The following is a 12,642-nucleotide window of genomic DNA, read 5'->3' on the forward strand; positions in this document are numbered from 1 at the left end:
ACGGATTCGATCAACGATGTGTGAAATGCGCGACCAGTCTGTCGCCGATGGTCTGCAGAATCTGCACCAGCACCAGCAACAATACGACCGTCACGAACATCACATCGTTCTGGAAGCGTTGATAACCATAACGAATCGCCAGGTCGCCCAGCCCGCCAGCGCCTACCGCACCGGCCATGGCCGTGAACGATACCAGCGCAATGGCGGTCACCGTGATCGCCGCCAGAATGCCGGGGCGCGCCTCAGGCAGCAGCGCCTTGACGATGATCTGCCGGGTCGTCGCGCCCATGGCCTGCGTGGCTTCGATGATGCCGCGATCCACTTCGCGCAAGGCGGTCTCTACCAGGCGCGCAAAGAACGGCGTGGCACCGGCGATCAGCGGCGGCAAAGTGCCGAGGATGCCCAGTGACGTACCGGTAATGATCTCGGTCAACGGCATCATCACGATCAGCAGGATGATGAACGGCAGCGCGCGCAGCATGTTGACGATCACCCCGACCGTCGCATACAGCTGCTTGTGCTCCAGCAACTGACGCGGCGAGGTGAGAAACATCAGCACGCCCAGCGGCAGGCCGAGCAGGATGGTGAAACCGAGCGATACACCGAGCATGATCAGCGTGTCGCCAGTGGCCACCCAGATCTCGTACCAGTCGACATTGGAAAACAGGTTCAGAAAAGCGTCCATCAGCGCAGCACCTCCATATGAACATCAGCGGCGGTGAAGCGCGCGAAGGCGGCGTCCATGTCGCCGCCGGTGATGGCCAGCGTCAACTGCCCGTAAGGGGTGTCCTTGATGCGGTCGATACGACCGGCGAGGATGCTGTAATCGACGCCGGTTTCCCGCGCCACCGTGCCGAGCAACGGCGCGTAGGTGGCCTCGCCCTGAAACGTCAGACGCACGATACGGCCCTGAACGTGAGCGAAATCATCGCGCTGTTCGTTTTCGTCGACCTGCTCGTCTTCCTGCACAAAGCGCCTGGTGGTCGGGTGTTGTGGATGCAGAAACACATCAGCGACCCTGCCGTGCTCGACGATCACCCCGGCGTCCATCACGGCCACCTGATCGCAGACGCGACGAATCACGTCCATTTCATGGGTGATGAGCACGATGGTCAGCTTCAGCTCACGATTGATCTCGGCCAGCAGTTGCAAGACCGACGCAGTGGTCTGCGGGTCCAGTGCGCTGGTGGCTTCATCGCACAGCAGAATTTTGGGCTTGGTAGCCAGTGCGCGGGCGATGCCGACACGCTGCTTCTGGCCGCCCGACAGTTGTGCCGGGTACTTTTTGGCGTGATCGGACAATCCGACCCGCTCCAGCAACTCGGCCACACGCTGGTCGATCTGCTTGCGCGGCATATCGCCTGCCAGGGTCAGCGGCATGGCGACGTTGTCGGCCACGGTTTTGGACGCCAGCAGATTGAAGTGCTGGAAAATCATCCCGACCTGTTGGCGGAAACGGCGCAGGCCATTGGCGTCGAGCACAGTGACGTCTTCGCCATCGACCACGATCTGTCCACCACTCGGGGTTTCCAGGCGGTTGATCAGACGCAGCAAGGTACTTTTGCCCGCGCCGGAGTGGCCGATGATGCCGAACACCTGGCCACTGTCGACGCGCAGGCTGGTGGGGTGCAGGGCCGGTATTTCCTTGCCTGCCACCCGATAGGTTTTGTGGACGTTATGAAACTCGATCACGGAGCGAACCTTGTGGGGGCGCGTTAAAAAATCAGCGCAGTGGATCAATTCCACTTGCTTCGTTACCTCGGCCAGATTGAGCCGGGCGCGCATTTTAGCCTGTCCTGCCCGCTGTGCTTAGCATTTATTTGCAGGCTGTCCTGCGCAATGGACATAACACGACCGTTGGTGATCGCAGGTCGAAAATAAAAGGAACGGCTGTTTTTTGCTCCGGTCACTTCTTGGATACCGTGATTTCCCGCTTACGCCAGGGAAGTCGTATTCAGCGAACCCAACTCAATGATTGGGGCGAGATAAGGAGTCTCTGATGGCTAGCAAGAACGCACCACCTGTAACCCAAACGCCCAAGAGCGAATTGGCAGGTACCGACACCCTGGACCGTGGCAATACCAACGAGAAGCTGGAAAGCCTTGAGCAGTTCCGCTCGGACGCGACCCAGCAGGCCCTGCGCACCAATCACGGTGTCAAGATTTCCGATAACCAGAACACACTGAAAGTCGGCAGCCGCGGCCCATCGCTGCTCGAAGACTTCATCATGCGTGAAAAGATCACGCACTTTGACCATGAGCGTATTCCGGAGCGTATCGTCCACGCCCGCGGTACTGCAGCACATGGCTATTTCCAGACTTACGAAGACCACGGCGCCCTGAGTAAAGCAGGCTTCCTGCGCGATCCGGGCAAGAAGACCCCGGTGTTCGTGCGTTTCTCCACCGTTCAGGGCCCACGCGGCTCGGGCGACACCGTGCGTGACGTGCGTGGCTTTGCCGTCAAGCTCTACACCGACGAAGGCAACTTCGACCTAGTGGGCAACAACATGCCGGTGTTCTTCATTCAGGACGCCATCAAGTTTCCTGACTTCGTGCACGCGGTGAAACCCGAGCCGCATAACGAAATCCCGACGGGCGGCTCGGCTCACGACACCTTCTGGGACTTCGTCTCGCTGGTGCCGGAATCCGCGCACATGGTGCTGTGGACCATGTCCGACCGTGCGATCCCGAAAAGCCTGCGCACCATGCAGGGCTTTGGTATCCACACCTTCCGCTTCATCAACACCGAAGGTAAGTCGAGCTTCGTGAAGTTCCACTGGAAGCCCAAGTTCGGCGTGTGCTCGCTGGTCTGGGACGAAGCACAGAAGCTCGCCGGCAAGGACACCGATTTCCACCGCCGCGACCTGTGGGAGTCCATCGAGATGGGCGACTATCCGGAATGGGAACTGGGTGTACAGATCGTTGCCGAGGAGGACGAGCACAAGTTCGACTTCGACCTGCTCGATCCGACCAAGATCATCCCGGAAGAGCTGGTGCCGGTCACCCCGCTGGGCAAGATGGTCTTGAACCGTAACCCGGACAACTATTTCGCCGAAACCGAGCAGGTTGCCTTCTGCCCGGGCCATATCGTGCCGGGTATCGATTTCTCCAACGACCCGCTGCTGCAAGGTCGCCTGTTCTCCTACACCGACACGCAGATCAGCCGTCTGGGTGGGCCGAACTTCCACGAAATCCCGATCAACCGTCCGATTGCGCCGAACCACAACGGTCAGCGTGACGCACAGCATCGCACCACTATCGACAAGGGCCGCGCGTCCTACGAGCCGAACTCGATCGATGGCGGCTGGCCGAAAGAAACCCCTGCCGGCCCGGTAGATGGCGGCTTCGAGACCTACCCTGAGCGCGTTGAAGCGCACAAGGTGCGTGAGCGCAGCGAATCGTTCGGCGATCACTTCTCGCAGGCCACCCTGTTCTTCCAGAGCATGAGCCATCACGAGAAAGAGCACATCATCGCGGCCTACAGCTTCGAGTTGGGCAAGGTGGAGCGCGAGTACATCCGTGCCCGTCAGGTCAACGAGATTCTGGCCAACATCGATCTGGAGCTGGCCAAACGTGTAGCTGCCAACCTGGGCTTGCCAGCACCGACAGCCGGTACCGTACCTGCGCGTCAGACATCGGTAAAAGAGTCGCCGGCGCTGAGCCAGGTCAACCTGCTGTCTGGCGATATCGTTTCGCGCAAGGTTGCCATTCTTGTGGCTGACGGCGTCGACGGCAAAGCGGTCGAAGCCATGAAAGCTGCACTGACTGCCGAAGGCGCACACGCCAAGGTATTGGGCCCGACCTCCGCACCGGTCAAGACAGCTGACGGCAAGAGCCTGCCAGTGGACGCATCGGCTGAAGGCCTGCCTTCGGTAGCGTTCGACGCAGTGTTCGTGCCGGGTGGCAAGGCCTCGATCGAAGCCCTGAAAGGCGACGGCGTGGCATTGCACTTCATCCTGGAAGCCTACAAGCACCTCAAGGCCATCTCCTTTGCCGGGGAAGCCAAAGAGCTGTTGAGCCTGCTACGCCTGGAAGAAGATGCCGGGCTGCTGGAAGTGTCCGATAGCAAATCGTTCAAAGCGTTCTTCAACGCGATTGCTCAGCACCGTGTGTGGGATCGTGAAGTGAAAGCCAAGGCTGTTCCGGCTTGATCTGACGCTGCTACATCGCTCCCACGCTCCGGCGTGGGAGCGCCTTTCTGAACGTTCTCGCCCCCACATAGACTCCCCAACACTTCTCGTTCCTCACGCTCCGCGTGGGAATGCAGTTCTGGACGCTCTGCGTCCGCTTTGGAGGATCGACTCAGGACTTCGCTGGCGTCAGGATGATCTGCGCTTTTTCATTGCGCTCGATCTGGCGACGCAATTGCAGCTCGAAATCCGGATTGGCCTTGACCACCCGTTTGGTCAGCAACGTGGCCAGCCACGGATAGTCTTCGGTGCGCGGCACCACCATCAGCACTTCACAGTTGAACGCTACGGTATCCGCTGCGATATCGTCCAGTTGACGACGCAATGCACGCATATCGCCGATCTTGAGTTCAATTGTCGTGCTTTCTGCCGACGGATCGATGAGCTTGGCAACCCTTCTGGCTTCGGCCGCCTTCAAATCCGCTTCGGCTTTTTCCAGCTCGGCCTTGCGCGCATGGGCAATGGCGCCGTTGACGCCGCTGGTCAGCGCCGGTGCCTTGGGCATCAGGGCGCGTGCGCGGCTCAGTGCAGAGGCCGCCGCGTTCATGTCACCCTTCTGCAGGCTGATCTGGCTGCGGCTCAGATAGGCTTCGGCCAAACGACGCTGAAAAGGCTCAAGACGGATGTCGGCAGGATTGGCAGCCTGCAACGCCGCCAATTGGTCCTCAGCCGTTGCCAGCTCATTACCGGCGATGTTCTGCTCAAGCTGAGCGAACGCGTCAGGCTGGGCCTCGGAGGCAGGCGTCTCGACAGTGGGCGCACTCTGGCAGGCACCCAGCAGGATGGAAAATGCGACAAGCAGCAGATAGCGTGGGGCGAACGGCTTCATTCCTGCGATTCTCTAGTTTGCGCAAAAAACGAGCAAGTCTACACCGCTCGCCTGGGTAGAACAAAGCTGAGCAAGAACAACGCTGCAGCGCAAACCACTATAGACGGTCCGGCAGGGGTGTCCTTGAACCACGACAATGATAGCCCGGCACACACGGCTATCACGCCCAACAGGCTTGCGCCCAGCGCCATTTGCTCCGGCGAACGGGCGTGACGCTGTGCCGCAGCCGCCGGGATGATCAACAGCGAGGTAATCAGCAGAACACCGACGATTTTCATCGCCACCGCGATCACCACGGCGATCAGCAGCATCAAAGTCATGCGCAGTGTAGCAACCGGCAGGCCCTCGACCCGCGCCAGTTCTTCGTGCACGGTCATTGCCAGCAGCGGGCGCCACAGTGCGACGATCAGCACCAAAACCAACGTGCTGCCGCCCAGAATCCAGCCCAGATCAGCCGGGCTGATAGCCAGCAGATCGCCGAACAGGTAGGCCATCAGGTCGATGCGCACTTCGTGCATGAAACTGAGCACCACCAGCCCCAGCGACAAGGTGCTCGGCGCCAGAATACCCAACAGCGTGTCCGAGGCCAGCGGTTGGCGCTGTTGCAACGTGACCAGCAACACCGCCAGCAGCAGGCAGCCGACCGTCACCGCGATGGTCGGGCTGATATCCAGCAGGAAGCCCAACGCGACGCCGAGCAGCGCGGCGTGGGACAGTGTGTCGCCGAAATAGGCCATGCGCCGCCAGACCACGAATGATCCCAGCGGGCCAGCAACCACGGCCAGCGCAACGCCTGCGAGCAAGGCATACAGTAGAAAATCAGCCATGCTTGCAGCTGTCTCCGTGAACATGAGTATGAGGGAGGGACGCAGCGTCATTCACCACCGCGCCATGCAGATCATGGGCGTGGTCGTGATGGTGGTGATAAATCGCCAGGCTCTGCGCATTGTTGCCGAACAGCTCGACAAAGGCCGGGTCATGGCTGACCTGCTCGGGATGCCCGGAGCAGCAGACGTGACGGTTCAGGCACACCACCTGATCGGTGGTGCTCATGACCAGATGCAGATCGTGGGAAACCATCAGCACGCCGCACTGGTGGCGGTCGCGCAGCCGGGTAATAAGGCTGTACAGCTCGGCCTGTCCGGCCACGTCGACACCCTGCACCGGTTCGTCGAGGACCAGCAACTCAGGCTTGCGCAACAACGCGCGCGCCAGCAGAACACGCTGCATCTCGCCACCGGAAATGCCTTGAATCGGGCTGTCGATGACTTTCCCGGCGCCGACTTCTTCCAGCGCCGACGCTGCGGCCGTGCGATCCACACCGGGTACCAGACGCAGGAAACGCAGCACCGACAGCGGCAGCGTCTGGTCCACATGCAGCTTTTGCGGCATGTAGCCGACACGCAGCTTCGGCTTGCGCCAGACGCTACCGGCGTCGGGCTTGAGCAGCCCGAGCACCGCACGCACCAGCGTGGTCTTGCCTGCACCGTTGGGGCCGATCAAAGTGACGATCTCGCCGGGCTTGACGCTCAACTGGATGTCATCCAGCACGTTTTGCCCGGAAAGCGTAACGGCGACCTTGTCCAGACGTATCAATGCATCCGACATCAAGCGGCCTTGCAGCCAGCGCACACACCGACGATCTCGACCGTCTGGCCTTCGACCGCGAAGCCGACGCCTGCGGCGGCATCGACCACGGCATTGCTGATGGCCGGGTGCTGCAGCTCGATCGCCGCATGACACAGGCGGCAAATCAGGAACTGGCCCTGATGCGCGTGGGTGGGATGGTTGCAGCCTGTGAAGGCATTGAGCGAGGCAATACGGTGCACCAGCCCGTTTTCCAGGAGGAAATCCAGCGCACGGTAAACGGTTGGCGGGGCCGCACGGCGACCGTCTTCATCACTCAGCACTGCAAGGATGTCGTAGGCACCCAGCGGCTTGTGACTTTGCCAGACCAGTTCCAGCACGCGACGGCGCAAGGTGGTCAGGCGCAGACCCTGTTTGGCGCACAGCGCATCGGCTTCGGCGAGGGCCGAATGCACGCAGTGAGAGTGGTCATGGGGGCGACTGGCCAGGGGAGTATTGGGCATGAGCAGCGACGATATTGGCTAGAGACGTTATTATGTTACCCGTTCCTGGCTGATATGAGTGATTCGAGTGCGCCGTCTTTTAAATCTTGCTGCTGTTTTCTGGGTCAGCCTGCTGATCATCGCCCCTGCTCAGGCCGAAGTCCGAGTGCTGACCAGCATCAAGCCTCTGCAACTGATTGCAGCGGCTGTGCAGGATGGCGTCGGGACACCGGAAGTGCTTCTGCCACCGGGCGCCTCGCCGCATAACTACGCGCTGCGCCCATCCGACGTACGGCGTGTACAGGAAGTCGAGTTGCTCTACTGGATCGGCCCGGACATGGAAACCTTCCTGCCGCGCGTCCTTCAGGGCCGCAAACTGCCTGCAGTTGCCGTGCAGACGCTGCCGGGCATGCACTTGCGTCACTTTGGCGAAGACAATGCCTCGCATGATGACCACGAGCATGATCACGACAACGACGCAGACGAACATGACCACGACCACCGGCCCGGTAGTCTCGATTCGCACCTGTGGCTGTCGACCGTCAACGCGCGGGTGATCGCCGCAAAAATGGCCACTGACCTGAGCGCTGCCGACCCTGCCAATGCAGCACGCTACGCCAGCAACGCCGAGGCCTTCAGCAAACGCCTCGATACGCTGGACGGCCGTATCAAGCAGCGTGTCAGTGCAGTGGCAGGCAAGCCCTACTTCGTGTTCCACGAGGCCTTCGATTATTTCGAAGAGGCTTATGGGCTCAAGCATGCCGGGGTATTCGCCATCGCCGCCGAGATCCAGCCCGGCGCCCAGCACGTCGCCGCCATGCGCGAACGCCTGAAAGCTGCCGGCAAGACCTGCGTATTCAGCGAACCACCCCTGCGCCCGCGCCTGGCCGAAACCCTGAGCGCCGGCCTGCCGGTCAAACTGGCCGAACTGGATGGACTGGGCGGCTACACCCCGGCCACCGCGCAGGGTTACGAGCAAGTCCTGCAAAAGCTGGCGGATGATTGGGCAGGTTGCCTGAGCAGTCTCTGACTGCCACCGCCCACATCGCAGCACTGCTGTGTGACGCAGAGCGTCACGCACTGCATTCCCACGCTGGAGCGTGAGGAACGATAGTCGTCAGGGATAACACTATCGTGCCCATGCTCCGCGTGGGCATGCCGGTCTGGACGCTTCGCGTCCTCTTGCGACGCGGAGCGTCACGCACTGCATTCCCACGCGGAGCATGGGAACGAGAGTCAACCGTCCGACGGGTTCAGACGCGCGGAGACAGGTCTGGTCTCAGAGCGCAAACGGCAACGCAATGTGCGCTTCCTGGCGCTCGGCCAGGCGGTGCTCGAACTCCGCAGGGTCATGAATCAGCACGTCCTGACCGGCGAAGGTTTCGGCGGCGATCAAACGTGACAGCCAGAAACGCACGCAAGCGATACGCAACATGGTCGCCCAGAGCTTCGATTCCGCCGCCGTGAACGGTCGCAAGCCCGCATAGGCACCCAGCAAGGCACGGGCGCGGACAGCATCGAGCTGACCGTTTTCGCGGGAACACCAATCGTTGAGAGCAATCGCCAGGTCATACAGCATCGGCCCCGAACAGGCATTGTAGAAATCGATCAACCCGGTCAGGTGCGTCCCTTCGAACAGTACGTTGTCGCGGAACAGATCGGCATGCAGGTTGGCACGCGGCAGCGCCATGATCTGTGGTTTGAACGCCTCGATCTCCTGAAGGCTGTTTTCAAGCAGCGCCCGCTGGGTCTCGCCCAGGTGCGACAGAAAATTGCGCCCCTCGCTCAACATCCAGTCCAGGCCGCGATCAGTCTTGCGCTCGACGATCTGCCCACGGGTCGCCAGATGCAGGTTGGCCAGCAACTCGCCAATCTGCACGCAATGCTGGGTGTTCGGCTCGCTGATGTGCTTGCCCGGCAGACGCGGCTGCAAAAGCGCCGGTTTGTCTGCCAGCTCGCGCAGCGCCTGACCATCGGTGGTGCGCAGCGCATAAGGCACCGGCAGATCGGCTTCATGCAGCACGTCGAGCAGTTCGATGAAGAACGGCATCTCCTGAACCGGGCCGCGCTCGACCAGCGTCAGCACGAACTCGCCCTGCTCCAGGCTGATGAAGTAATTGGTGTTTTCACTACCGGCAGCGATGCCCTGATAGTCAAGCAGACGGCCGAGCCCGTAAGGGGCGAGAAATGTTTCCAGCTCGGGCCGAGCCAGGGGGGTAAAAACGGACATATCAGGACTGCCAACGATTGAAGTGAATGTAGGGTGCTACCAGCTGAATATTTCCCACTGCGGGATCAGCATGTCCGGTTGGTCCGAACGAATGAAATTGGGGCTTGTACCATCGGCGCGCACCAGAAAATAGGGTTTGCCGTGTTTCGGGGTGATTTTAACCGCATACAGAAAGCCGTTCTGGCGATATTCCTGAATGGTTCTGTCACCGTCGGTGCGAATAGTAACGTCCGGCGCCGCTGAAGGTGGATCTTCTGCTGCAATAGCGAACAAAGGGCAAAAGGCCAACAGTCCGGTCAATATCAGTCGATTTACCTTGCACATGATAACCTTGTCCCTTTGTCGTCAATGGTTCGCGCATTCTAGCGCCGACCCCGCCGAAAAGGTTGATTCTGCTCATGACCCAAGCGCCACTCGTCCTGGTAGACGGTTCCTCTTACCTCTACCGCGCCTTCCACGCACTGCCACCACTGGCCACCTCCAAAGGATTGCCGACCGGTGCCGTCAAGGGCGTGCTCAACATGCTCAAAAGCCTGCGGCGCCAGTATCCGGAAAGCCCGCTCGCGGTGGTGTTCGACGCCAAGGGCGGGACGTTCCGTGATGCGCTGTACAACGACTACAAAGCCAACCGGCCGAGCATGCCGGACGATCTGCGTGTGCAGGTCGACCTGCTGCATGCCTGCGTCAAAGGCATGGGCTACCCGTTTCTGTGCGTCGAAGGCGTTGAAGCCGATGACGTGATCGGCACGCTGGCACGCAGCAGCGCGGCGGCCGATCGTCCAGTGGTGATTTCCACCGGCGACAAGGACATGGCGCAACTGGTCGACGGCCATATCACTCTGGTCAACACCATGACCGGCAGCGTGCTGGATGTGGCGGGCGTGAAAGAGAAATTCGGCGTCGGTCCGGAGCACATCATCGATTACCTGGCCCTGATGGGCGACAAGGTCGACAACATTCCCGGCGTGCCCGGCGTTGGCGAGAAGACCGCGGTCGGTTTGCTGGTCGGCATTGGCGGTGGCATCAAGGAGCTTTACGAGAACCTCGACAAGGTCGCATCCCTGCCGATCCGTGGCGCCAAGACCCTGGCCGCCAAACTCGAAGAACATCGTGAGATGGCCTTTCTGTCTTACGAACTGGCGACCATCAAGATCGACGTCCCGCTGGACATCGAACTGGATCAATTGCATTGCGGCGAGCCCGACCGCGACACGTTGATGGAGCTGTACGCCGAGCTGGAATTCAAGAGCTGGATCGAAGACCTGCAACGCGACGCCAAACGTGCCGGCCAGGAGCTGACCGTCGAAGAGCCGACCGTTGAGGCCAGAGAAGCGGCTTATGAAGTCATTCTTGAACAGGGCCAGTTCGATGCCTGGCTGAAGAAGCTGCAGGCCGCGCCACTGTTTGCCTTTGTCACCCAGAGCAACGGCACCGATGCCCAGCGTGCGCAACTGGTCGGCCTGTCCTTCGCCATTCAGACCCACGAAGCCGCTTACATTCCGCTGACCCATTCATACATGGGCGTGCCGCAGCAGCTGGACCGCGACACCGTGCTCAAGGCGCTCAAGCCGCTGCTGGAAGACCCGGACAAAATCAAGGTCGGCCAGCACGCCAAGTTCGCCATCAACCTGCTTGCCAATTGCGCGATCGACGGCGATCAGGCTCACGGCATCGACCTGCAGGGCGTGCGCTTCGACACCATTCTGGAATCCTATGTACTGGACTCCACCGCCACCCGCCACGACCGCGACAGCCTGGTGGCCAAGTACCTTACGCACACGCCGATCAATTTCCAGGAGATTGCCGGCAAAGGCGCCAAACAACTGAGCTTTGACCAGATTGCCCTGGAGCAGGCGGGCAATTACGCCGCCGAAGAAGCGGACCTGACCCTGCGCCTGCATGAAGTCTTCGACGCACGGCTGGCCGCGATTCCGACACTGCAGCCGGTATTGAACGATATCGAGATGCCGCTGGTGCCTGTGCTGGCACGTATCGAGCGTCAGGGCGCGCTGGTCGATGCCAACCTGCTGGGCATCCAGAGCGTCGAACTGGGCGACAAGATGACCGCGCTGGAACGCGAGGCCTTCGCCATTGCCGGCGAAGAGTTCAACCTCGGCTCGCCCAAGCAACTGGGCGTGATTCTCTACGAAAAACTTGGTATGCCGGTTCTCAGCAAGACCGCCACCGGTCAGGCATCGACTGCCGAGGCCGTGCTTGCCGAACTCGCGGAGCAGGATTTCCCGCTGCCCAAGGTGCTGATGCAATACCGCTCGATGAGCAAGCTCAAGAGCACCTACACCGACCGCCTGCCGGAGCAGATCAACCCGCGTACCGGGCGTATTCACACCTCCTATCATCAGGCGGTGGCGGTCACCGGGCGTTTGTCCTCCAGCGATCCGAACCTGCAGAACATCCCGATTCGTACTGCTGAAGGCCGGCGCATCCGTCAGGCGTTCGTGGCTCCGAAGGGCTACAAGCTGCTGGCCGCCGACTATTCGCAGATCGAACTGCGGATCATGGCGCATCTGGCCCAGGACGAAGGCTTGCTGCACGCATTCCGCAATGACCTGGACGTTCACCGCGCGACGGCTGCGGAGGTGTTTGGCGTCGAGTTGGAAAACGTCACCACTGACATGCGTCGCAGCGCCAAGGCGATCAACTTCGGCCTGATCTATGGCATGAGCGCGTTCGGCCTGGCCAAGCAGATTGGCGTCGATCGCAAGCAGTCACAGGCGTATGTCGACCGCTACTTCGCCCGCTACCCTGGCGTGCTGAACTACATGGAGCGCACCCGCGCACAGGCTGCCGAGCAAGGTTTTGTCGAAACCATCTTCGGCCGCCGCCTGTACCTGCCGGACATCAACGCCAAGAACCAGTCCCTGCGCAAAGGCGCGGAGCGCATGGCGATCAACGCGCCGATGCAAGGCACCGCTGCGGACATCATCAAGAAAGCCATGGTGGCGGTGAATGGCTGGCTGGACGAGTCCGGTCTGGATGCTCGGGTCATCCTGCAGGTTCACGACGAACTGGTGCTTGAAGTGCGCGAGGACCTGGTCGATCAGATCAGTGAACAGATCCGTCCACACATGAGCGGCGCAGCGGAACTGGCCGTGCCGTTGCTGGTGGAAGTAGGGGTTGGCAACAATTGGGACGAGGCTCACTGAGCCTGAAGAGGCGAACCTGTGAGCAGGTTCGTCAAATATTGTAGGAAATGTGAACTTTTCTTCACTGCTGGAACTTAACCGTTTGGACAGGAGTCAGACGTGTCGATTGGTTGAAAAATCGATCGTGCTCCTAGTTGTGTTAAGTGTTGGCAGTTATCCAG

At 60.6% G+C, this 12,642-nt stretch carries 11 protein-coding genes; 3 read left to right on the plus strand and 8 right to left on the minus strand.

Features of this window, described 5'->3' with window-relative positions:
* Positions 1–10 precede the first annotated feature (10 nt).
* Both ACW55A_RS23240 and ACW55A_RS23245 read right to left on the minus strand, forming a co-directional pair.
* The gene (locus ACW55A_RS23240; protein WP_003317371.1) at positions 11–685 is read right to left on the minus strand and encodes a methionine ABC transporter permease; all 675 of its coding nucleotides are present in this window, start codon (positions 683–685) and stop codon (positions 11–13) included.
* A complete protein-coding gene (locus ACW55A_RS23245; RefSeq protein WP_498811645.1) occupies positions 685–1,692 on the minus strand; it encodes a methionine ABC transporter ATP-binding protein in 1,008 nt (335 codons plus the stop codon). Before ACW55A_RS23245 ends, ACW55A_RS23240 begins: the two co-directional genes overlap by 1 nt.
* 307 nt (positions 1,693–1,999) lie before the next feature.
* Here ACW55A_RS23245 and katE point away from each other — a divergent pair, with 307 nt between their 5' ends.
* Positions 2,000–4,150 carry a catalase HPII gene (gene katE, locus ACW55A_RS23250; protein ID WP_003367375.1) on the plus strand — a complete coding sequence of 717 codons (2,151 nt, stop codon included), beginning with the start codon at positions 2,000–2,002 and terminating at the stop codon, positions 4,148–4,150.
* A 151-nt stretch (positions 4,151–4,301) separates the two neighbouring features.
* On the opposite strand, the gene ACW55A_RS23255 is transcribed toward katE, so the two are convergent.
* The 4 genes from ACW55A_RS23255 to ACW55A_RS23270 are packed head-to-tail and all read right to left on the minus strand — an operon-like array spanning position 4,302 to position 7,108.
* Positions 4,302–5,018, minus strand: coding sequence for a PA5502 family lipoprotein (locus ACW55A_RS23255; protein WP_044309708.1), 717 nt, complete (start codon positions 5,016–5,018; stop codon positions 4,302–4,304).
* Between the two features lie 38 nt (positions 5,019–5,056).
* Positions 5,057–5,845: a zinc ABC transporter permease subunit ZnuB gene (gene znuB / locus ACW55A_RS23260; protein ID WP_003367378.1), complete on the minus strand. Its 789-nt coding sequence runs from the start codon at positions 5,843–5,845 to the stop codon at positions 5,057–5,059.
* Positions 5,838–6,626, minus strand: coding sequence for a zinc ABC transporter ATP-binding protein ZnuC (znuC, locus tag ACW55A_RS23265; protein ID WP_044309706.1), 789 nt, complete (start codon positions 6,624–6,626; stop codon positions 5,838–5,840). Before znuC ends, znuB begins: the two co-directional genes overlap by 8 nt.
* Positions 6,626–7,108, minus strand: coding sequence for a Fur family transcriptional regulator (locus tag ACW55A_RS23270; RefSeq protein WP_003425978.1), 483 nt, complete (start codon positions 7,106–7,108; stop codon positions 6,626–6,628). The genes znuC and ACW55A_RS23270 overlap by 1 nt, the downstream gene beginning before the upstream one ends.
* Before the next feature lie 67 nt (positions 7,109–7,175).
* Here ACW55A_RS23270 and znuA point away from each other — a divergent pair, with 67 nt between their 5' ends.
* Positions 7,176–8,117, plus strand: coding sequence for a zinc ABC transporter substrate-binding protein ZnuA (gene znuA / locus ACW55A_RS23275; protein WP_498811646.1), 942 nt, complete (start codon positions 7,176–7,178; stop codon positions 8,115–8,117).
* A gap of 249 nt (positions 8,118–8,366) precedes the next feature.
* Here the strand turns inward: znuA and ACW55A_RS23280 are convergent, their stop codons facing one another.
* Both ACW55A_RS23280 and ACW55A_RS23285 read right to left on the minus strand, forming a co-directional pair.
* Positions 8,367–9,317 (minus strand): homoserine kinase, encoded by a 951-nt coding sequence (locus ACW55A_RS23280; protein ID WP_060708533.1) that lies wholly within the window; start codon positions 9,315–9,317, stop codon positions 8,367–8,369.
* A gap of 36 nt (positions 9,318–9,353) precedes the next feature.
* Complete coding sequence (locus tag ACW55A_RS23285) at positions 9,354–9,641, minus strand: DUF2782 domain-containing protein (protein ID WP_003367388.1); 288 nt, start codon at positions 9,639–9,641, stop codon at positions 9,354–9,356.
* Positions 9,642–9,715: 74 nt separating this feature from the next.
* Between ACW55A_RS23285 and polA the strand changes: the two genes are divergently transcribed.
* The gene (polA, locus tag ACW55A_RS23290; RefSeq protein ID WP_455808322.1) at positions 9,716–12,481 is read left to right on the plus strand and encodes a DNA polymerase I; all 2,766 of its coding nucleotides are present in this window, start codon (positions 9,716–9,718) and stop codon (positions 12,479–12,481) included.
* Positions 12,482–12,642 lie beyond the last annotated feature (161 nt).

The sequence above is a fragment of the Plantibacter cousiniae (nom. nud.) genome (genome assembly GCF_977070315.1).